Here is a 21,297-nt window from a genome sequence, read left to right on the forward strand (position 1 = left end):
TGACGGGGTCACCGTTTCGACGTATGTCACATCAGCACGAGGAGTCACCACGTCACGCATACAGCTCGCCATCAACGTCGACGACCTGGCCGCATCGATCTCGTTCTACGCCAAGCTGTTCGGCACCGCTCCGGCCAAGGTCCGGCAGGGTTACGCGAACTTCGCCATCGCCGACCCACCGCTGAAGTTGGTCCTGCTGGAGAATCCCGGCAAGGGTGCGACGATCAACCACCTCGGCGTCGAGGTCGAGTCCAGTGCGGTCGTCCACGCCGAGATCGCCCGCCTCGCCGGCGAGGGACTGTTCACCGATGAAGAGATCGGCACCACGTGCTGCTTCGCCACCCAGGACAAGGTCTGGGTCACCGGACCCGGTGGGGAGAGGTGGGAGGTATACACCGTGCTGGCCGACTCCGAGACCTTCGGCATCCCGCGGGACGCCGAGGATGCGCGCAGTGCCGATGCCTGCTGCTGAGCCCGCCGTGACCGTCACCGGGGGCCAGCCAGGTGCCGTCATCGGCAAGCTGTCCCTGCTCGACCGCTTCCTTCCGGTGTGGATCGGGGTCGCGATGGCCCTCGGTCTCCTGCTCGGCCGGTCGCTGCCCGGAATTCAGACCGTGCTGAATCACGGTCAGGTCGACGGGATTTCGCTGCCCATCGCGGTAGGCCTTCTGGTGATGATGTACCCGGTGCTGGCGAAGGTCCGCTATGACCGGCTCGGCACCGTCGTCGGTGACCGTCGCCTCCTGATCAGTTCGCTGGTGCTCAACTGGGTGCTTGGCCCCGCGCTGATGTTCGCACTGGCCTGGCTGCTGCTGGCCGACCTGCCGGAGTACCGCACGGGTCTGATCATCGTCGGTCTGGCCAGATGCATTGCCATGGTCATCATCTGGAACGACCTCGCCTGCGGGGACGGTGAGGCTGCCGCGGTACTGGTGGCGCTCAACTCCCTGTTCCAGGTCGTCATGTTCGCCGTCCTCGGCTGGTTCTACCTCTCGGTCTTGCCGGGTTGGCTTGGTTTGCCCCAGAGCTCCATCAGTACCTCGCCGTGGCAGATCGCCAAATCCGTGCTCATCTTCCTGGGCGTCCCACTGCTCGCGGGCTTTCTGTCCCGGCGCCTGGGGGAGCGGGCCAGGGGGCGCGACTGGTACGAGTCGACCGTGCTGCCCCGCATCGCGCCATGGGCGCTTGGCGGGCTGCTGTTCACCATCGTCGTGCTGTTCGCGCTGCAGGGTGCTCAGATCACCGGCCACCCCGGGGACGTCGTGCGAATCGCCGTGCCGCTGCTGATCTACTTCGCCGTCATGTGGGGTGGCGGCTACCTGCTCGGAGCCGTCCTCGGCCTGGGTTATCGGCGCACCACCACGCTGGCGTTCACTGCGGCGGGCAACAACTTCGAACTCGCCATTGCGGTGGCCATCGCCACCTACGGCGCCACCTCCGGACAAGCGCTCGCCGGCGTCGTCGGCCCGCTCGTCGAGGTGCCGGTCCTCATCGCGCTGGTGTACGTATCTCTGGGCCTGCGTGGACGTTTCGGGGCGCTGCCGCGATGAGCGAACCGCCCGCGGTGCTGTTCGTCTGCGTCAGGAACCGGGGCAAGTCGCAGCTGGCCGCCGCGCTGGCCCGGGCGCTCGCTGGCGACGCCGTCGAGGTCCACTCGGCGGGCACCCAGCCAGGAGGCGAGGTCAACGAGCTCTGCGTCCAGGTGCTGGCCGAGGTCGGCATCGACATCGGCACCGAGGCTCCCAAACCCATCGACCCCGCGCTGCTGCGCCGGGTGGACCACGTCGTCACCCTGGGCCGCGAGGCCCGGGTGGACCCGGTGCCGGGCGCCAACGTCGTGAATTGGGACACCGACGAACCGTCCGAACGGGGCATCGAGGGCATCGACCGCATGCGGCTGGTCCGTGACGACATCGACCGCCGTGTTCGCGGGTTACTCGCCGAGCTGGGCGTCCCGCCCCGTCGCTGACGGCCCAATCGATCAACCCGCCCAGACGTCCTCGACGTAATGGTCGGACTCCACCAGGCCGATCAGCCAGTCGCGGGCCTGGCTCTCGTCGGCACCGGTCCGCGCCCGGTAGACGTCCAGGAAGGCCTGCCGTACCGCCGGGGCCATCTTGCCGCCGTCGCCACAGACGTAGACGTGGGCGTCCCGAGCAGGGTCACCGAGCAGCTCCCACACCTCGTCGGCGTCCGCAGCGATCCGGTCCTGCACGTATCGCACGCCGTTCTGCGGGGCGCGGGAGAACGCCGGCCGCATCCGGACGATTCCCTGCCGTTCGGCGTCTTCGAACTGCTCCCGGAAGATGTAGTCCACGTTGGGGTCTCGTACGCCGAAGAAACACAGGGCGGGCGAGAAGGGTCGGCCGTCCCGCTTGGCCGCCAGGCGATCGCCAAGGAAGCCGCAGAACGGTGCGACGCCGGTGCCTGCGCTGACCAGGATCACGTTCCGCTCGGGGTCGGCTCCCGCCCGGAACGCCTGCCGGGCAGGATCGACCCTGGCGCGGATCCGAGCCCCCGGTGCAATCGCGGCGAGGTGGTTCGACGCCACCCCCTTGAACATGCCGCTGCCCGAACGGGCTGGCGTCCCGAGCACGCTCACCACGAGGGCGACCTCAGCGGGCGACAGCCGAGACGACGACGCGATCGAATAGTGCCGTGGCGTCATCGGTTCGAGCAGTTCCAGCAGTCCGGCGCCGGTGAGTTCGCATGCCGGGAACTCCCGGATGCACTCCAGTGGGCTGAGCACGCATGGATCAGGGGACGCGGCGAGCTCCTCGAGCCGTTGCCGCTCCGGCGGGCAGGGATTGGCCGAGGCGAGTTTGCGCAACTGGCTGGGTGTCGCGGCCTTGCGCAGTTCGACGAAGTGGGTGAGCAGTTCGCGCACGCTGACCTCGCGGTCGAGGGCGATGAGCCGGCGCGACGTGCGGCGGGGGTTGATCGACAGGCGCAGGTTCGGATCGATGCCGAGGGCGTTCAACACCGCGTCGACGACGTCGGGCGGGTTGTCCGCGAGCACCGTGAGGTGGTCACCGGTGTGATACTCGACGCCATGTGGCAACTCCACCCGGACATAGCGTTTGGCCTGGCCGAGTGCGTTGTCGTCACTGACCAGCTCGTCGTTGAGCACGACCGTCATCGGCACCACGTCGAACCGAGCGTCGATCGCCGCGGTCACCGGACCGACGATGGGATGCAGGTCGTAGAGCGGCTCGTCGTCGGTGGTCACCGCCGCGGCGTCCGGATCACCATGGCGCTGGGAGATGGCCGACCACAGCGCAGTCGAGAACTGCTCGACCGTCCCGTTCAGATCGCCGGAGGTGTCCGCCGAGGCCCGCGGGACCAGTGGCCGGCCGCCGAGTTCGGTCAGCCGTTCCTCGATGCGCTCGGGTACGGCCTGGTAGGTGTCGGCCCAGTTGTGGTCCCCTACGCCGAGCACCGCGAAGTCGAGGGGGCGGGGCAACCCGGCGTCCGGGCCGAGCAGCCAGGTGTAGAACTCGCGGGCGTCGTCGGTTGGTTGACCGTTGTACGACGACGCGACGATGAGTGTGGCGTCCGACTCGGGCAGCCGGCCGACGGCGCCGTCGAGGGGCCCGACCGTTGCGGTACAGCCGATGTCGGTGGCCTCCTGGGCGAGCTGGCTGGCCAACGCCCGGCAGGTGCCGAGATTCGAGCCGTGCAGGATCGATAGGGTGGTCCCGGCCTTGACCCGCGACGCCGGGGTGCGTGCACCGTGGGAGGCCGGCGTCGGCGTCGTCGCCTCGCGGTGCCGCTCGGCAGGTGTGCGCCGGATCAGGTCGAGCTGGAAACCAACCGGCCGCCGGCTCCGCGGGCCCTCCCAGCGCCGCACGTAGTGCCGTGAATCGATCAGGCGGTAGCGATGGACCAGCCGGGCGATCGCCAGTGTGGCCTCGTGCAGCGCGAACTGCCGACCGATGCACGAGCGCGCGCCGGTACCGAAGGGCTTGAACAACGCCGCGGGGCGGGCGGCCGCGGCGGTGGGTTCGAATCGATCCGGGTCGAAGAGCTCGGCGTTGTCGCCCCACTCCGGTTGCCGGTGCAACGCCCCGGTCAGCACGGTGAGCGCCTCGCCCTTCCCAACCGGATAGCGATCCCCGATCACCGTGTCCGCCAATGCCATTCGATCGAAGCTCAGTACCGGCGGAGACAGGCGCAGGGTCTCGTTGAGCACCTGCCTCAGATAGGTCAGTTTGCCGACGTCGTCGTAGGTGGGCAGGTGCTCGTCGTCGGGGCCGAAGACCTCGTCCACCTCGGCTCGAACCCGTGCCAGCACCGCAGGATGGTGCAGCAGATCGTAGAGGGCATTCGGCATCAGCTCCGAGGTGGTGAGCTGCCCCGCGATCAGGAACGTCATGATCTGGTTGCGCACGTTGTCCGCGTCGAGCACCGGTGCGCCGTCGGCATCGCGGCCGAGCATGACGTACAGCAGGTCGTCGACGTCGGGGGCGGCCTCGGCGCGATGCGCGTCGATCAGGTGGTCGAAGTAGGCGTGCAGGTTCGCCAGCTCGGCATTGAACTGCGGTGTGACTCCGTGGGTCACCAACTCGGTGAACGCATCGGTGAAACTCCTTGGCACCGGGGCCAAGCCGTCGTGTTCGAACGACTCGAAGCGCGCGCCGAAACCGGCCAGCCCGACGGTGTCCATCGCGAGCTTCTGCAGGTCGTCGGAGACGTTCACCGGCTGCCGTCCGGCACGCGCATCCCAGCGGGCCACCAGCTGGTCGTTGACCTCCAGCATCGCGGCGTGATACGAACGCAGACCGGCGTAGCTGAAACCTGGCAGCAGAACATCGTGTGCGCGTTGCCAATTCGGCTCGCCGAAGTACGCGGTGAACAATCCGTCCCCGGCCAGCGGGCGAACCCGGGCCAGGGACTCGGTCAGGTTCTTGGCGAACCGCGTCTCGTCACAAAGCTCCTCGACCAGGGCCAGCGAGCAGACGTACAGCTTGCGGACGCCGCTGAAGTCGGCGTAGAACAGCGGCCCGTGCAACTCGCCGAGCACGTCCACCGGTAGCGCATGGGGCCGCCCCGCCAGATCCGTCCACGTGGGCAGGGGGCCTTCGGCTGTGGGGACGTCGGAGAGCTGGGGCGGTGACGACGGCGCGTACTCGATCATTCGCGGATGATAGATCCACCGCGGGCCCGCCGAGGTGAGGTTAGACGGGTTGCGGCACCCGGGCTCCCGCCGCCGATGCCCGCATCTCGTGACGCAGCGTGGTGAACTCCGAGATCGTCTTGCTCGCCACCGTCGCCACCGGGCGGGCGTCGCGACCGGTCGCTTCCTTCTTCGACACCATCACCACGCTGTCGATGTAGGGCTGGATGGTGGTCGCGTTCTGCACCGTCGCGACGATGACGAGCTGGAAGCCGAACTTGCGGAAGGCCTGCAGGGCCTGCTGGGCGAACTGCGGATCGGATTTGGAGAACGCCTCGTCGAGCATCAGCTGCGCGAACACCGGCCGGTTGGCTTCGTCTGATTCCACAGTGCAGGGCGCAGCCAGGTTGAAGCTCAGCGCACCAGCCAGACAGAACGCCATCAGCTTCTCCTGCTCGCCGCCGGAGTTGTCGCCGGCGTTGCTGTGAGTGCGGATGAGCTCTTCGGTATGGGTGTCCCACTCGGCGCAGTCGAACGTGAACCGGTTGCGCACGTCGAGTGCGTCCCGCGTCCACGCCTTGTCCTCGGGTGCGGTGGACGCCAACCGGTTTCGCAACCGCAGGATGTCGGCGTACTGGTCGAGGATCGCTTGCTTGTCACCGAGCCCCACCTCGGCGATGCGTCGCGAGATGGCCTTGACGATCTCGGTCAATTCGGCGACGGCGGTCAGGCTGCGGGGCGTGGCACGCAGGGTCAAGCGGGTGCCGCGGTTGAACTCCACCGACCCCAGACCGGTGTTGACGCGGGCGATCTGCTCGCTGATCCGCCGTGTTTCCTGCTCGGCGACCCGGTGCAGCGTCAGAATCGCGTCGGGCGCCTGCTCGGTGACCAGCCGCATCATCCGGTCGTAGGCTTCGGGCAGCTCGCGCTCGTCGATGTGCCGGCACAGGGCCACGTAGTCGTGCACGCGCTCGTCGAAGACGTCGCTGTCGTTGGGGATCGCCTCGGGAAACGCCGTGTCGAACGTGTTGAGGATGCGGGCCAGCTCGTCGTAGGAGCGTCTGCGACTCTCGCGCAGCTGCTCGCGCTCGCGGCGGATCGCCGTGAACACCGCCTCCCGGTGTGGTTCTGGGTTGAGCAACTCCAGCGTCACCGGGACGTCGGCGGCGTAGCGGTTCAGCAGTTCGGTCAACGGCTCCGAGACGAACGCGGGCGTCAACCGCTCCGAGAGCTCCAGCAGTCGGGTTCGCCGGCCGTCGAGATCGTCCCGGCGGGTCTGGATGGCCCCGCGCCGGGTCATCAGCGTCTGGATCTCCTCCCAGCACTGATCGGCCCGCGCGTTGAGCGCCTCGATGTCGGGATGCTCGGCCAGCAGCAGCTCGTACTGGTCGCGCAGGCGATCGGCATGACCGTCGGCGGTCTCGGTGTCGATCTGGTTCCACTGCGGGAACTGTTCGCAGATCGCCCTGTAGGCCGCCGCCCGGTCCCGCCACCGCTGGCGTTCGGCGGCGATGTCGTCGGCCGCCCGCCGGGCCCGCTGATAGGCCTCCTCGGCCTGGGCGAGATCGACCGTCAGCGCATCGATCTTCGCCGCGACGTCACCCTGGTAGATGAAGTCGGACTGCTTGAGCGGGCGCCTGTCGTCCTTGATGGCCAGCCGGTCGGAGTCCTTGTAGAGGCCCGCGTCGGTGACGGCGCGCCGGAAGCGTGGGAAGAGGTCGGGCCCGTCGACGCAGACGTGGTCCCCGGCGGCGGCGACCACGTCGGCTGCCTCGGCGGCGCAGACGTGCGCCGGGTCGACCAGGAACAGCTTGCCCGCCAACGTGTTCGGCTCGGCCTCGACGGGTGCCGCACCCATGAAGGAGGCACGGACGTGGTGCAGCTGCAGGCGCCCGCCCATGTTGGTCTCGTTGACGAAGCGCAGCACCGCTGCGTAGTGACTGTCGGGAACGAGCAGGCGCAGACCGACCCCGCGCAGCACCTTCTCCACCGCGACGCGCCAGCGGTTCTGCTCGGGCCGCAGGTCCATCAGCTCGGCGACGTATGGCAACTGGGCCGCGTCGATGCCCACCGCGGCGCAGATGTGCTCGCGCATGGTGATCGCGAACTCGGGCAGGGCCGAACCGACGTGCTCGACGCGCTTGAGTTCCTTGGCGGCGTCATCGCGAGCGATCCGGGCGACCTTCTGCGCGTACTCGGCGTCGGTGGAGGCTTCCCGGCCGCGGTCGAGCTTGGCCAGCAGCTCGGTGATCGAGGTGGTGAGTTCCTCGCGCAGGTTCCAGAACTCGTCGGCGGTGTCGGGGACGTCGAGTCCCTGGGCGGTGATGAGCGACTCATAGGCGGCGCGCCGGCGCGACACCTCCTCGGCCTGCGCCTCGGCGCCGGCCACCTGCGACTGCAGCGGTCCGATGCTCGCGCTCGAACCACTGATCTGTGCATTGAGCGAATCACCCTCGGCCTTGGCGAGATTCAGCTGTCGGGTGACGTCCTCGTACTCGTTGCCGAGCTGATCGATGGTGGCGTCCAGCGCCTGGATCTGCCCGGGGCACTGTGCCAGCCGCACGTGGTCGGTGTGGGCCCGCACCATCGGCTGGTCGACGAGGTCGATGATGCCCAGGTCCGAGGACTCCGAACCGTAGCGTTGCTGAATCTTCTCGATGTCTCCGAGGATCTTGCGCTTGCGCTGCGCGACGGCAAGCAGCTCGCGCGCCTCGACCAGCGGATCGATCTGCTTGAGTGCCTCGGGGAGCCGGGCCAGGCTGCTGGGCTCGTCGAGCATGAACTCCCGGACGAACTGCTCCAGGCCGCCAACGCTCTTGAGCGACTTGGCCTTTCCGAGCAGCTGCTGGGCCGCGTCGGAGGCCCGGATGCCGATGGTGGCGTACAGCTGGGCAAGGTACTGCGATTCGACCTTGGTGGAGAACCTCCACTCGTCGTCCTTGAACACCCCGGAGTCGAAGCGCCCGGCCGCCCAGCGGTTGCACACGTCCTCGATGTCGCGGTCGCCGTCGGCGAGCACGAACCGGCTCGAGGAGTCCGACCGCGACTCCCCGGTCAGCCACTTGAGCACCAGACCGGTGACCGCCCGCCCGGTGGTGCTGGTGTAGGTGACCGCTACGGCAGACCAGGCGGTGCCGTCGCCGCGCAGGTACATCACCCGGCTGGCACCGGCGTCGCTGCGCTGCCCCCAGGCTCCGCGGACGTACTTGTCGACCGTGCGCCGGCCCGCGTTGGAACCGGCCGCGGAATTGTCACCGGAGGCGTTGAAGTTACGCCGGTTGAACGGCAGGAAGCCCAGCGAGATCGCGTCCAGCAGTGAGGATTTGCCGCTGCCGGAGGCGCCGGCGATCAGTGCCCCGCCCGCGCTGAACGGGATGCTGTGATACCCGTCGAACACACCCCAGTTGATGACCTGCAGGCGGGACAGATGGAACTGTTCAGGCATCGACCGTCGCTTCCCGTTCATCCTGCTCGGCGGGTATCCCACCGCCCAGCAACGTCTCGAACTGCTGCTGCAGCTCGGCGATCACCGATGCCGTCATGACGGCGTTGATCACCGGGCTGACGGTGTAGCTGTCCTCGTCGTCGCGGCTGCGGCGCAGGATCTCCAGCGCGGTCAACCGCGCGATCGCACCGTCGATGCGCGCGGTGAACGTCACGGTGTCCCGGTCGACGTCGTTGAGCACGCCGGAGAACAACCCGTGCACCTCGTCGCGGCTGATCAACACCGCCTGATCGCCGGAGGCGCGCATCATCTGGGCCAGGTGAAGGGCCAGGATCGAGTCGTAGGTGCCCAGCGGTTCGCGGCGGAGCAGTTTGGCGCCCCGCGCCGATTCGTACCGGGCCTGCTCGACGAAGGCGATGCCGGCGTTCTCGAAGCCGCTCTCGACGATGCGCAGCATCAGGTCCAGTTCGGAGAGCCGCACGGTGAGCTGATCGCGGTACTCCAGCACCCAGGTGTAGAGATCGCGATCCGACTCCGCGCTGAGATAGCGCCGAGTCAGTAGCTGCTGCAGGGCCCAGCAGGCGCGGTCGGGCAGTTCGCTTACGTCACCGTCGAACCGGGGTCGCCGCTGGTGCGGCATGCGCGCGGTCTGATCGACCTGGGGCAACGCGGAGAGCGCGGCGTAGTCGTCGGCGGACGGGGCGGTCACGACGCGGCTCCCAACAGGGTCGAGATCGGTTCGGTGAACATCAGGCGCGGGACCTCCATCTCGCGGTCGCGCCCGTCCAGCGACTGGAAGCGGACCGTGACCGATTCGGCGCCCTGACCGTCGAGGTGGGGCTGGCCGGTCTGCTTGAGCGCCCAGGACCACAGGACGATGACGTGACCAAGGTAGGCCGAGTCGAGCAGTTCCACCGCATCCGGCAGTGACAGCGGCCCGTCGACGATCGCGGCGTTGATCATCTCCGACATGGCGGGCGCGTCGACCTGCGTGGTGAGCGCGGCGAAGCTGGACAGGTCGACCTCGCCGTGGGCCACCTCGGCGGGTCGGGGGTTGGACAGGTCGCCGATGCGGAAGCTCAGCGCACCGATCGAGGTGAAGGCATGGCGGGCGAGCGGCAGCTCCAGGTCGAGCCGCGAATCGGTCAGCGACGCCTTCAGCAGGGCGCGGGCGGCACCGATGGCATCACCGAGCTGACGGGCCACGCCGCGACTCTGCTCGAGGGTGCCGAAGGCGGTGAATCGCTTGACCCGCTGAGCGCATCGCTGCTGGATGCGTTCCACCTCGTCGATCTGGTGCCCGACGAGCTCGAAGAACCCCGCCATCACCCTGCGCAGCGCGGGATCGAGCGCGGGCAATGCCTCGGCGACCGCCGCCACGTCGGCCTCGAACTCCGCGCGCTGGTCGGGATCGTTGATCATTCGCAGGAAGGCGCGGTGGCTATCCCTGCCCTGGGAATCCCAGGCGGCCTGGTAGTCGGCATACATCTGACGCTGCCGGTCGCGGTACTCGACGTTGGTGTCGATTGGCTCGTCCAGTGCGGCGGTGGCCTGCTCGATCATCGTTCCGTACTGGCCGATGTCGGTGATGAGACGTTCCATCTGCAGGGCGATGGCGCGGGCCTCGTCGTACACGTCGGTCAGGTCGGCGTCGGACCGCACCCGACCCTCGCGACCCGTCGCGGCCTCGGCGTCGAGCGCATCCAGCTCGGCGTGCAGGGCCGCGATCTCGGCCTCGATGCCGGCGCGGACGCGGACGGGGTCGTTGCCCACCCGGATCGCGACCTGCTTGAGCCGCGACGCGATGCCGTTGATGGAGCCACCCGTGGCAATGGTGTCCTGCCGGCGCATGCCGCGCAGGAAGTCCAGTGCGCGGCGCGCTTCCTGGGTCGGGTAACAGAGGTTGCGCTCGACGCCGGAGCGCTGGTCGGCGACCCGGTGCAGCCAGCCCTGGCTGGCCCACGACTTGATCAGGCCCAGGCCGGACTGTTCGCCACCGGGGCGTCCGAGATCCTCGAGGTCGCGCTCGAGCTGGACGACGAGCTCGGTCTCGGGGACCACGCCGCCACTGAGGTGGCGCTCCATCAGGGTGGCGTAGACGCCGAGGTTGAGGGTGGCCAGCAGCCGCAGCGTCGGCGAGCCCTGGATGTCGCGGTTGCGCTCGAGGAGCTCGGCGGCGGTCAGCGCCGTGTCGTCGTCCACCCGTGTCCCTCCTCGGCTCGGTCGTGGGGTCGACGGTCCAAGATAGGGCACGGCGGGGACGTCGAGGGCGCTGCCCGGGTGGCGGCGCCCGCGTGTCGGGTGCTGGCCGCCCCAGGGGTCTCAGCCGTCGCACCCGTCCCACGCCCGGGGCCGAATCGAGGCTAGTGACGTGGGGCGCGGCGCCGTTCCCGTGTGATCGGTCGGTGCGGGGCCTTGGTTGCCCGAAGGCGGTTCCGGGTGGGCTGGCCGGCGGTGTCAGGGTGCCCGAACTTTCCTGACCATGTCGCCCAAAATTATTGTGGGCATTGGCTTTTCGGGCACCACGAGTTGCGCGTCGCTGGCGACGAAGGGTAGCCTCGGCGAAGGCGAAGGGGAGTAGCCCCCAATCGGATGATCGACATACTGGTCGCACGGGTTCTGGACGTGTCACCCGGTCATCCGAACCGGTCGAACCGACCGGTGGGCGAGACCTTCGGCCGTATCGACCATCGAGGTCGCCGGCCGGAGGCGTTCCACGTCCCCGACGGCGGCCCCACACGACCGAGGAGTCCCGGGTGCTTGCCGCCTTCCTGCTGAGCTTCGCCGTCATCTTCATCGCCGAGATGGGTGACAAGACCCAACTGGTCGCGATGATGTTCGCGCTGCGCTACCGCTGGTGGGTGGTGCTCGGTGCGATCACCGCTGCCACCACCGCCGTGCACGTGCTGTCCGTCGCCATCGGGCACTACCTCGGTGCGGCGTTGCCCACGCACTTGCTCGGCATCATCGCCGGGGTGATGTTCGTCTTCTTCGGGCTGTGGACCCTGCGCGGGGACAAGCTCAGCGACGAGGAGGCGTCGCGAACCGAAAAGGCAACGGCGCCAGCATTCTTCGTGGTCTTCTCCGCCTTCCTGCTGGCCGAGCTCGGCGACAAGACGATGCTTGCGACCATCACCCTGGCCGCGGATCACGACTGGGTGGGCGTGTGGATCGGCTCCACCCTCGGCATGGTCGTCGCCGACGGTCTCGCCATCGTGGTCGGCGCCGTGGCCGGAAAGCACCTGCCCGAACGCATCATCCAGATCGCCGCGGCTGCGCTGTTCCTGCTCTTCGGTGCCTACATGCTGCTGGAGAACTTCTTCCCGACGGCCCCCGTCGCCGTGATCGCCGCGGTGGCGATCGCCATCGTCGCGGTCGTCGCGGCCGGGCTGCGCGCCCTGCCGGAACGTTTGCGGCCCGCCGTGCTGCGGCCGGAGCCGGTCGCGCCCGTCGCACCGGCCGAACTGGACGGCACCGTGACCGACGGGTCGACGCAGCCAAGGATCTGATCCCCAGCGGCGCTCAGAACTCGATGCGCGAGCCCATGATGACGGTGCGGTCCCGCGGCAGGTGGAAGAAGTCGGTGGCATCGGCGGTCAGATACGACGTGGCGACGAACAGGCTCTTGCGCCACTGCGCCATGGTCGGTTCCCTGCTCGGATCCAACTCCAGCTTCGACAGGAAGTAGGACGCGTCGTCGAGGTCGATCGGCCCCTCGGTGTCCGCGGGATCGAGCAGCCGCAATGCCGCGGGAACGTCGGACGGCTCCATGTAGCCGAACTTCACGGTGACGTGGATGATGCCGTCCCTGGCGTAGCCCAGCGCGTCGACCTCGAGCCGCCCGTCCTCGGGGACGCGGGGTACGGGCATGGTGTCGACGGCCACGATCAGCACGTGCTCGTGACGCGCGTGGTTGTGGTCGACGTTGGCGCGCATCGCCAGCGGGGCCGTCTGGTCTCCGCGGTTCAGGAACACCGCGGTGCCGGGGATGCGCAGCAGCGGTGGATCACAGGCGGACAGCTCGTCGATGAACTCCCGCAGCGGCCCCTCGGCCTCGTCGCGTGCCTTGGTGACCAGGTAGCGACCCCGCTCCCAGGTCATCATGACCGTCCAGGCGATCACGGCGATCAGCAGCGGCAGCCAGGCACCGTGCACCAGCTTGGTCATGTTGGCTGCCAGGAATAGCAGATCGACCAGCAGGAGCGCCCCGCCGCCGATGACCACCATCCAGAGCGGGGTGCCCCACCGCGTCCTGGCCAGATAGAAGAACAGCAGGGTGACGATGGTGATGGTGCCGATCACCGCCATGCCGTACGCGTAGGCGAGCTTGGCCGAGCTCTCGAAGGCGAACACCAGGATGAGCACCGACACCATGAGCAGCCAGTTGATGGTCGGGACGTAAACCTGGCCGTAGGCCGACGCCGAGGTGTGCACCACGCGGAGTCGGGGCAGCAGACCGAGTTTGGACGCCTGCGCCGCCACCGAGAACGCGCCGGTGATCACGGCCTGCGAGGCGATGATCGTGGCCGCGGTGGCCAGCAGCACCATGGGCAGCCGGGCCCAGCCGGGGATCAGCAGGAAGAACGGGGCGCTCACCGACCGTTCGTCACCGAGGATCAGCGCACCCTGCCCGAAGTAGTTCAGGATGCAGGCGGGCAGCACGACGAAGAGCCACGCCAGGGTGATCGGACGCCGGCCGAAGTGGCCCATGTCGGCGTAGAGCGCCTCGGCGCCGGTCACCGCGAGCACGACCGCCGCCAGTGCGAAGAAGGCGATGTGGAAGTGCCCGAAGACGAAGGACAGCGCGTACGTCGGCGACAGTGCCTTGAGGATCTCGGGATGGCCGATGATGCCCCGAATGCCGAAGGCGCCGATCGAGACGAACCACAGGATCATCACCGGACCGAAGAACCGGCCCACCTTGGCGGTGCCGTGTCGCTGAACCATGAACAGCGCCACGATGATCACCGCGGTGATCGGGACGATCCAGTCCTGCAGGTCGGGCGTGACGACCTTGATGCCCTCGATCGCGGACAACACCGAGATCGCCGGAGTGATCATGCTGTCGCCGAAGAACAGCGACGCGCCGAACAGCCCGAGGGCCGCCAAGACGATGGCGGTGCGGCGACCACGGGCGGCGGCCCCGTGCTTGAGCATCGTGATGAGCGCCATGATGCCGCCCTCACCCTCGTTGTCGGCGCGCATCACCAGGGTGATGTAGGTCAGCGTGACGATGATCATCACCGACCAGAAGATCAGTGACACCAGGCCGTAGACGTTGTCGACGCTGATCGGCACCGGGTGCGGATCGGACGGGTCGAACAGCGTCTGCAGGGTGTAGATCGGGCTGGTCCCGATGTCCCCGAAGACCACGCCGAGCGCGCCGACCACCAGCAGCGCCCGAAAGGGTGGGCCGTGGTGCGCACCGCCGACGGTGGACACGGATTGGGTGTCGGTCTGCACGGCGGTGTCCTTGCGTCGATCCGGCAAAGCCCGATCGTAGACCGCCGGTCGGAGAACGGGCGGCGAGACACCGACGCGTCAGGGCCTTGGTTCACGCCGAGTCAATCTCTGGTCGGCACGCCGTTCGTCGGAGACCGTGAGACTGCGGGTCGACCGACCCGAAGAGGGGAGTTCCCAGGTGAGTTCGTCACGCGATCGCAGTTCGGCGCCGCGGCCACTGCTAGAGGACTGGAACTGGCAGGAGCGGGGGAGTTGCCGACGTCTGGCCCCCGAGGTGTTCTTCCCCGAAGACGCCGGCCGAGCAGGCCTGCGGGCGCGAGAGGATCAAGCCAAGCGGATCTGCCGCCGGTGCCCCGTGCTAGCCCGCTGCCGTGAGCACGCGCTGACCGTGGGTGAGCCGCACGGCGTCTGGGGCGCCATGTCGGCGCGCGAACGATCGCGGGTGTTCGCCGCCGGGGCCTGACCTCAGCGCACGCCGGCCCGCTCCGGCACCGCGAGTCCGAGGTGATCGCGCAGCGTGGTGCCCTCGTACTTGGTGCGGAACACCCCGCGCTCCTGCAGGAGCGGAACGACCTTGTCGACGAAGACGTCCAGGCCGGTCGGCGTCACGTGCGGCACCAGGATGAATCCGTCGCTGGCATCGGCCTGGACCAGTTCATTGATCCGTGCGGCGATGGTGGCAGCCGACCCCACGAAGTTCTGGCGGCCGGTCACCTCGATGATGAGCTCGCGGGTGGACCATCCGTTGGCCGCAGCGCGGTCTCGCCACTCGTTGGCCGTGGCGATCGGGTCGCGATACATCCGCACGCTCGCACGGCCACGGGCGACGGTGTTCTCGCCGAGGACCGGGTCGACCGACGGCAGGGGACCGTCTGGATCGTGGTCGGACAGATCGCGGTTCCACAGCTGCTCGAGGAACTTGATCGCCGTCTGTGGGGAGACCTGCGCCAGCCGTACCTCGTGCGCCAGTTCGGCGGCCTCGGCATCGGTGTCACCGAGCACGAACGTCGCGGCGGGCAGGATCAGCAGCTGATCGTGGCGCCGACCGTAGGTGGCCAGCCGACCCTTCACGTCGGCGTAGAAGGCCTGCCCGTCTTCCAGGGTGCCGTGCCTGGAGAAGATGGCATCGGCTGCGGCAGCGGCGAATTCGCGGCCACGGTCGGAATCGCCGGCCTGGAAGATGACCGGCCTGCCCTGGGGGCTGCGCGGCACGTTGAAGCGGCCCTCGATGTCGAAGTGGTCGCTGGTGTAGCTGAACGAGCCCGCCTCCGGGTCGGAGAGGAAGACGCCGCCGTCCGTGTCGGCGACCACCTCGTCACCGCGCCACGAGTCGAACAGGGTGTGCGTCGCCTCGAGGAAGCTCTCGGCGCGCTCGTAGCGCTGATCCTCGGCGAGGAAGCCGCCGCGGCGAAAGTTCTCGCCGGTGAACGCATCCCAGGAGGTGACGACGTTCCACGCCGCGCGGCCGTCGGAGAGATGGTCCAGTGAGGCGAATTGGCGCGCGACCTCGTAGGGCTCGTTGAACGTCGAGTTGATCGTGCCGGTGAGGCCGAGCCGCTCGGTGACGGCGGCTAGGGCGGCCAGCACGGTGAAGGTGTCCGGGCGCCCGACGACGTCGAGATCGTAGATTTGGCCGTTCTGTTCGCGCAGGCGCAAACCCTCCGCGAGGAACATGAAGTCGAACTTGCCGCGTTCGGCCGTCTGGGCGAAGTGCACGAACGAGCTGAAGTCGATGTGGCTGCCCGACGCCGGATCACTCCATACGGTGGTGTTGTTGACCCCGGGGAAGTGGGCGGCGAGGTGAACTTGCTTCTCGTGCTTGGTCATACGCGTTCCTCGATGGTGGAGTGGGTCGAGTAGCGGTTGGCGGGTCGGGACAGGCCGAGCGTGTCACGAAGCGTGCCACCGGGGTAGGAGGTGCGGAACAGACCGCGCGACTGCAGTTCGGGCACCAGGTTCGCGGTGATCTGGCGCAAGTCGTGGGGCAGGGTGGCCGGACGCAGCCGGAAACCGGCGGCCCCGGCCGCGTGCCACTGCTGCAGCAGGTCGGCCAGCTGGTTGGCGGTGCCGACGAAGATCTCGGCGTCGCTGCGATATTCGGCTCCGGCGACCTCGTCGAGCCGACCGCGCCGTGCCGACGCCTGCTGCTGGGTGTCGTCGAGGAACACCACCAGGTCGGCGAGGACCCGCACGGGCGGACGATCACCGCGGTGGGCGGCGATCTCGTCGACGAGGGCCGTCGTCTCGGACGCGTCGTGGGGCGTGACGAAGCCGACGTCGGCGCTCGACGCGATCAGTCGGTAGGCCTGCTCGACGTGCCCGAGCGCGGCCACGATCGGCTGGCCCTGCGGCGGCCTCGGGGTGATGGACGGTCCCTTGACCGAGAACCGTGAGCCGTGAAAGTCGATGTAGTGCAGCTTGTCCCGGTCGATGAACCGCCCCGTGGCCACGTCGCGGATCTCGGCGTCGTCCTCCCAGCTGTCCCAGAGCCGGCGAACTACCTCGACGTATTCGGCTGCCTCGGTGAAGAGGTCGTCGACGTCGGCGGGGGCGGTGCGACGGCCGAAGTGGCGTGCCGCCTCGGGGCGCGCCGTCACCTGGACGCGGATGCCCGCGCGGCCGGAGCTGACGTAGTCGAGCGTCGCGATCGCCTTCGAGGCGTGGAAGGGCTCGGTGTGGGTGACGACGACGGTCGGGATCAGACCGACGTGCCTGGTGCGGGGAGCGACCCGGGCCGCGATCAGAGTGGCGTCCAGCCGGCCCCGCACCCGGTCGGTGCGTGCGTCGGCACGAAGGGGGTGGTCGAACTGCAGGGTCAGCCCGTCCTCGATGGTGACGAAGTCGACCAATCCACGCTCGGCCTCGAGGGCCAGATCGGTCCAGTAGCCGGCGGTGAACAGGTCGGCCGGACGAGCATCGGGCTCGCGCCACGAGGCAGGGTGCCAACCCGTCCCGTCCAGCGCGACGGCGAGATGTAGGGCATCGGAACTACCGGGCACGGTCGTCCTCGCTTTCGTTCGCGGTCGACATGTCAACGCCAGCACGGGTGCAGATGATCCCGCCGTGCTGGCGGACCGTGGACTCGTCGTCCGCACCCAGCCGGCTCCGGCAGACCATTCGTGCTGCTCGTGGCATCAGTGTCGGGCTGGGGACCGGGCAGGGAAGAGATCGGCGCACGGTGATGCCAATACGCGATACCGCGGGGGCCGAGCGGTTTCAGAGGCTGCCGAGGTCGTCGGGGACGTCGACGGCGTGCTCGCGGAGCACCTCCAGCGGCACCACGTCGAGCGTGCGCTCGTGGCTGGCGGCGAGGACGACCGGTGCGGCCCGCCCGTCCTGGTGGGCGCGAAGCCAATTCGCCGCCGTGACGCACCACCGGTCACCGGGGGTCAGGCCGGGAAAGCGGTAGTGCGGCATGGGCGTGACGAGGTCGTTGCCGATGCTGCGCTGGTGCTCGAGGAACTCGGTGGTGACCACCGCACAGATGGTGTGCAGGCCGACGTCCTGGGGGCCCGTCGAGCAGCAACCGTCCCGATGGAAGCCGGTCAGCGGATCGGTGCCGCAATCCTCCAGCGGGCCGCCCAGCACGTTGCGATCAGCCATCGACCCAGTATCCACTGCGCCGCGGCGTGGCGCGGTCTAGCGACGGGGGCCGCGCATCAGCGATGCCAGCGCGGCCAGCGCGGCCAGCGCCGCGGAGGCGAGGAACACCACGGCGAGGCCGTGCTGGAAGGCCCCGGAGATGAGGTGGGGGAAGAACTCTCGGCCGGTGATGGTCTGCTGGTTGGCGGCGGGTAGCGCGGCCAACGCGCCCGTGGGAGCCAGCAGGTGCTCCAGCGGGTTGACGCCGAGCACGGCCGAGAACAGCGTCGCGACCGGGGGTAGGGCGCCCACCTGGTGGGCGACGTCCGGCGGGATGCCCTGCTGGATCAAGCCGGTCGACATGGCCTCGGGCAACCGGGACGACAGCCCGGCCACCATGAGGGAGAAGAACACGCCGATCGACAGCGCGGTGCCCGAGTTCTGGAACGTGGCCCGCATGCCCGAGGCGACCCCGCGTTGCTCGGGTGGGACGCTGCTCATGATCGCCGAGGTGTTGGGAGCGGAGAACATGCCGCTGCCGATGCCGTTGGCCGCGATCAGGACGGCGAACGCCCAGTACGGAAAGTCCAGCGGCAGGGCCATCAACCCGAGGAAGGTCGAGCCGAACAGCACCATGCCCGCCGTGGCGATCCCGCGGGTGCCGAACCGGTCGGACAGGGTGCCCGACAGCGGGCCGGAGACCAGGAAGCCCGCGGTGAGCGGCAATAGGAAGATGCCTGCCCACAGCGGGGTGTCGGCGTAGTCGTAGCCGTGCAGCGGCAGCCAGATGCCCTGCAGCCAGATGATGAGCATGAACTGCATGCCGCCCTGGGCCAGCGACGCCGCCAGCGTGGCGGCATTGCCGGCCGCGAACGCCCGGATGCGGAACAGCTCGAGCCGCACCATCGGATCGGCCACCCGCGACTCGACGACGACGAACGCGATCAGCAGCAGGACTCCCGCTGCCAGGACGATCAGCACGACCGGGTTCTGCCACCCCGTCGGATGGCCGCCGTGCGGCTGCAATCCCATGGTGATGGCGACCAGGACGGCGCTGAGCCCCCCGGCGAAGGTGGCATTGCCCCACCAGTCGATGCGGCCGGGTCGGCGACCGCCGGCCGGTTCGCGCAGCTTGCGATAGGCCCAGATGGTGCCGAAGATGCCGACCGGCACGTTGACCCAGAACACCGCCCGCCAATCCCATGCGGCGAGCAGGCCGCCCGCGACCAGGCCGATGAACTGACCGCCGAGAGCGGCGACCTGATTGAAGCCGAGGGCGAATCCCCGGCGCTCTGGTGGGAAGGCGTCGGTCAGGATGGCGGCCGAGTTGGCGGTCAGCATGGATCCGCCGGCCGCCTGCAGGACGCGCCAGCCGATCAGCCACATTGCGGCCTGGCCACCGGCGAAGGGGTCGAAGGACAACATGACGGAGGCGAAGGTGAACACCGTGAAGCCGGCGTTGTAGATGCGCACCCGGCCGAACATGTCGCCGAGGCGGCCCAGGGAGACGACGAGAACCGACTGCACCAGCCGGTATCCCATGATCATCCACAGCAGGTATCCGATGTTGGTGGGCGCCAGCGGGTCCAGGTCGATGCCGCGGAAGATGGCGGGCAGCGAGATGATGACGATCGACCCGTCCAGCGCCGACATGAATACCGCCGCGGTGGTGTTGGTCAGGACGACCCACCGGTAGCGGTCGCCCGCCGGGGCTAGCGTCGCGGTTCCGGTCGACTGGCTCACCTAGAGGCCGTCCGCCAGGCGCTGGATCAGCGTGGTCGCGGCCCGGATCCTTTGCAGCTCGTCGTCGCTGAACCCGTCGAGCGCGGCGGCGATCTGCTCGACCCGGACGTCGCGCCGCTGGTCCACGACGCGCCGGCCGTGGTCGGTCACCGACATCACCACCCGGCGGCCGTCGTCGGGGTCGGCACTGCGGCGCACCAGGCCGCGCGTCTCCAGGCCAGCCAGCGTGGCCCCCATCGACTGCGGGCTGATCTGTTCGATGCGGGCGAGTTCGGCCGAGGTGGCCGGCCCGTTGCGATCCAGCCGGGCCAGCGCGGCCACCTCGGGGAAGGTCAGCTCGCCGGGGGATCCGGAGGCCCGCAGCCGGCGCCGCAGCAATCCCATGCTCACGAACAGGGCCCGCGCGACGTCGTCGCGGTCGGTGTGTTCGGAGCGGGAAGCCATCAGGTCAAACTTATCAGTTCGTCCTGATCGTCACGCCGTGCGCGGATGCCTACAGTGCGCGAAGGTAGCGCCGGCTGATCAGCGTCTGGGCCGCGGTGGTGACGGGGCCGGCACACCGGCTCCACCACGTCCCGTGCCGCGAGAACGCCGTCACCTCGGCATGGACCGATTCGTCGGTCGGGTCGAACCGGACGGCGAACAGCTCCTCACCCGTCTCGGCGTGCCCGGGCAGCGTGCCGTAGGCGAAGCCGCGTCGGTCGGGTTCGTCGACGACGTAGACCACCCGGCACGGAGCTCGCACGGGGCCGATGCCGACGATCACCTCTGAGCCGACGCCGGCGACCTCCGTGGTGGCATCGACGTGGAGCCCTGCCCCGCGCAGCATGCCCCACCGCAGCACTGCCTCGGCCGCCTGCTCGAACCTGGCGCGCCCGTGTCCGATCACCGCCGAGGCATGCAGGTGGCGGTATCCCGCGGGCAGCGCGCCGGCCGTGGCACCGACCTCCGAATAGGTCAGTGGCAGGCCGGCCAGATCGCTCGTCTTCACCGCCTCACCATGCCACCGCCGGCGTACCGTCGACACGGTGACCACCAACGACATCGCCAGCAAGTCCGGAACGTTCACCATCGGCGGGGACCTCACCGTCAACCGGCTCGGCTTCGGCACCATGCGGCTGACGGGCAACGGCATCTGGGGTCCGCCCGACGACCGGGATGAGGCGATCCGCGTGCTGCGCCGCGCGGTCGAGCTCGGCATCGACTTCTTCGACACCGCCAACTCATACGGGCCATACGTGGCCGAGGAGCTCATTCGCGAAGCACTGCACCCGTATCGGGACGGCCTCGTCATCGCCACCAAGGCCGGTCTGCTGCGCACGGGGGAGAATCAGTGGACGCCGCTCGGCTTCCCCGCCTATCTGCGGCAGGAGGTCGAGATGAGCCTGCGCCGGCTCGGCACCGACCGCATCGACCTCTTCCAGCTGCACCGCATCGACTCGAAGTTCCCCGCCGAGGATCAGGTCGGCGAGCTCGCGGCGCTGCAGAAGGAGGGCAAGATCCGCCACATCGGCCTGTCCGAGATCACCGTCGACCAGTTGACCGCCGCGCAGCAGGTGGCCCCCATCGCGTCGGTGCAGAACCGCTACAACATGGCCGAGCGCACCGCCGACCCGCTGCTGGCGGCGTGCGAGGCGCAGGAAATCGCCTTCATTCCCTGGGCGCCGCTGGGGTCGGGCCCCCTGGTCGCCGACGGCGGACCGTTGCAACGCATCGCGTCACACCACCGCGTCAAGCCGTCTCAGCTGGCGGTGGCGTGGCTGCTCAAGCGTTCCCCGGTGATGGTGCCGATTCCCGGCACGTCCCGCGTCGCGCACCTCGAGGAGAACGTCGCCGCAGCCGAGGTCACGCTGACCGACGCCGAGTTCGAGGCGCTCACCGAACCCGAGCAGTAGCGGCGCGAACGGGTGCGGCCGGCCGCCGCGCTCGGCGCACGCAATACGGTGGA

Annotated in this window: 17 protein-coding genes; 6 read left to right on the forward strand and 11 right to left on the reverse strand. The window is 68.9% G+C overall.

Annotation, left to right across the window (positions count from 1 at the left end; translation table 11 throughout):
* Positions 1-58: 58 nt before the first annotated feature.
* The 3 genes from SBI80_RS14630 to SBI80_RS14640 are packed head-to-tail and all read left to right on the forward strand — an operon-like array spanning position 59 to position 1,969.
* Positions 59-472: an ArsI/CadI family heavy metal resistance metalloenzyme gene (locus SBI80_RS14630; protein WP_318975766.1), complete on the forward strand. Its 414-nt coding sequence runs from the start codon at positions 59-61 to the stop codon at positions 470-472.
* On the forward strand, positions 459-1,550 hold the full coding sequence (gene arsB, locus SBI80_RS14635; protein WP_318975506.1) for an ACR3 family arsenite efflux transporter: 1,092 nt from the start codon (positions 459-461) through the stop codon (positions 1,548-1,550). The genes SBI80_RS14630 and arsB overlap by 14 nt, the downstream gene beginning before the upstream one ends.
* Entirely contained in the window at positions 1,547-1,969 is a 423-nt protein-coding gene (locus tag SBI80_RS14640; protein ID WP_318975507.1) for an arsenate-mycothiol transferase ArsC, read from the forward strand. Before arsB ends, SBI80_RS14640 begins: the two co-directional genes overlap by 4 nt.
* A 12-nt stretch (positions 1,970-1,981) precedes the next feature.
* Here the strand turns inward: SBI80_RS14640 and SBI80_RS14645 are convergent, their stop codons facing one another.
* Genes SBI80_RS14645 through SBI80_RS14660 form a run of 4 tightly spaced genes read right to left on the reverse strand, consistent with a single transcriptional unit; the run spans position 1,982 to position 10,763 of the window.
* Entirely contained in the window at positions 1,982-5,137 is a 3,156-nt protein-coding gene (locus SBI80_RS14645; RefSeq protein WP_318975508.1) for a bifunctional cytochrome P450/NADPH--P450 reductase, read from the reverse strand.
* 40 nt (positions 5,138-5,177) lie between these two features.
* Complete coding sequence (locus SBI80_RS14650) at positions 5,178-8,561, reverse strand: ATP-binding protein (RefSeq protein ID WP_318975509.1); 3,384 nt, start codon at positions 8,559-8,561, stop codon at positions 5,178-5,180.
* On the reverse strand, positions 8,554-9,270 hold the full coding sequence (locus SBI80_RS14655; protein WP_318975510.1) for a DUF4194 domain-containing protein: 717 nt from the start codon (positions 9,268-9,270) through the stop codon (positions 8,554-8,556). The genes SBI80_RS14650 and SBI80_RS14655 overlap by 8 nt, the downstream gene beginning before the upstream one ends.
* A complete protein-coding gene (locus SBI80_RS14660) occupies positions 9,267-10,763 on the reverse strand; it encodes a DUF3375 domain-containing protein (RefSeq protein ID WP_318975511.1) in 1,497 nt (498 codons plus the stop codon). Before SBI80_RS14660 ends, SBI80_RS14655 begins: the two co-directional genes overlap by 4 nt.
* 554 nt (positions 10,764-11,317) lie before the next feature.
* Here SBI80_RS14660 and SBI80_RS14665 point away from each other — a divergent pair.
* Entirely contained in the window at positions 11,318-12,070 is a 753-nt protein-coding gene (locus tag SBI80_RS14665; protein WP_318975512.1) for a TMEM165/GDT1 family protein, read from the forward strand.
* Positions 12,071-12,083: 13 nt separating this feature from the next.
* Here the strand turns inward: SBI80_RS14665 and SBI80_RS14670 are convergent, their stop codons facing one another.
* Complete coding sequence (locus SBI80_RS14670; RefSeq protein ID WP_318975767.1) at positions 12,084-14,003, reverse strand: potassium transporter Kup; 1,920 nt, start codon at positions 14,001-14,003, stop codon at positions 12,084-12,086.
* Between the two features lie 199 nt (positions 14,004-14,202).
* Between SBI80_RS14670 and SBI80_RS14675 the strand changes: the two genes are divergently transcribed.
* Positions 14,203-14,487 (forward strand): WhiB family transcriptional regulator, encoded by a 285-nt coding sequence (locus SBI80_RS14675; RefSeq protein WP_318975513.1) that lies wholly within the window; start codon positions 14,203-14,205, stop codon positions 14,485-14,487.
* Between the two features lie 2 nt (positions 14,488-14,489).
* Here the strand turns inward: SBI80_RS14675 and SBI80_RS14680 are convergent, their stop codons facing one another.
* The 6 genes from SBI80_RS14680 to SBI80_RS14705 form a co-directional block, all read right to left on the reverse strand.
* On the reverse strand, positions 14,490-15,851 hold the full coding sequence (locus SBI80_RS14680) for an NtaA/DmoA family FMN-dependent monooxygenase (protein WP_318975514.1): 1,362 nt from the start codon (positions 15,849-15,851) through the stop codon (positions 14,490-14,492).
* Complete coding sequence (locus SBI80_RS14685; RefSeq protein ID WP_318975515.1) at positions 15,848-17,023, reverse strand: LLM class flavin-dependent oxidoreductase; 1,176 nt, start codon at positions 17,021-17,023, stop codon at positions 15,848-15,850. The genes SBI80_RS14680 and SBI80_RS14685 overlap by 4 nt, the downstream gene beginning before the upstream one ends.
* A gap of 217 nt (positions 17,024-17,240) precedes the next feature.
* Positions 17,241-17,627, reverse strand: coding sequence for a DUF2237 family protein (locus tag SBI80_RS14690; RefSeq protein ID WP_318975516.1), 387 nt, complete (start codon positions 17,625-17,627; stop codon positions 17,241-17,243).
* A 36-nt stretch (positions 17,628-17,663) separates the two neighbouring features.
* Positions 17,664-19,349, reverse strand: a complete 1,686-nt coding sequence (locus SBI80_RS14695; RefSeq protein WP_318975517.1) for an MFS transporter — start codon at positions 19,347-19,349, stop codon at positions 17,664-17,666.
* Positions 19,350-19,793, reverse strand: coding sequence for a MarR family winged helix-turn-helix transcriptional regulator (locus SBI80_RS14700; RefSeq protein WP_318975518.1), 444 nt, complete (start codon positions 19,791-19,793; stop codon positions 19,350-19,352). It abuts the gene before it with no gap.
* A gap of 49 nt (positions 19,794-19,842) precedes the next feature.
* Entirely contained in the window at positions 19,843-20,340 is a 498-nt protein-coding gene (locus SBI80_RS14705) for a DUF1990 domain-containing protein (protein ID WP_318975519.1), read from the reverse strand.
* Between the two features lie 37 nt (positions 20,341-20,377).
* Here SBI80_RS14705 and SBI80_RS14710 point away from each other — a divergent pair, with 37 nt between their 5' ends.
* Positions 20,378-21,244: an aldo/keto reductase gene (locus SBI80_RS14710; RefSeq protein WP_318975520.1), complete on the forward strand. Its 867-nt coding sequence runs from the start codon at positions 20,378-20,380 to the stop codon at positions 21,242-21,244.
* Positions 21,245-21,297 lie beyond the last annotated feature (53 nt).

This window comes from Mycolicibacterium sichuanense (assembly GCF_033741125.1).
Taxonomy (GTDB): domain Bacteria; phylum Actinomycetota; class Actinomycetes; order Mycobacteriales; family Mycobacteriaceae; genus Mycobacterium.

What these genes read in the sequence shown, in the direction of transcription:
- SBI80_RS14650 (WP_318975509.1), bottom strand. Translation starts at nt 8,561, where the DNA reads ATGCCTGAACAGTTCCATCTGTCCCGCCTGCAGGTCATCAACTGGGGT.
- arsB (WP_318975506.1), top strand. Translation starts at nt 459, where the DNA reads ATGCCTGCTGCTGAGCCCGCCGTGACCGTCACCGGGGGCCAGCCAGGT.
- SBI80_RS14700 (WP_318975518.1), bottom strand. Translation starts at nt 19,793, where the DNA reads ATGGCTTCCCGCTCCGAACACACCGACCGCGACGACGTCGCGCGGGCC.
- SBI80_RS14645 (WP_318975508.1), bottom strand. Translation starts at nt 5,137, where the DNA reads ATGATCGAGTACGCGCCGTCGTCACCGCCCCAGCTCTCCGACGTCCCC.
- SBI80_RS14680 (WP_318975514.1), bottom strand. Translation starts at nt 15,851, where the DNA reads ATGACCAAGCACGAGAAGCAAGTTCACCTCGCCGCCCACTTCCCCGGG.
- SBI80_RS14690 (WP_318975516.1), bottom strand. Translation starts at nt 17,627, where the DNA reads ATGGCTGATCGCAACGTGCTGGGCGGCCCGCTGGAGGATTGCGGCACC.
- SBI80_RS14640 (WP_318975507.1), top strand. Translation starts at nt 1,547, where the DNA reads ATGAGCGAACCGCCCGCGGTGCTGTTCGTCTGCGTCAGGAACCGGGGC.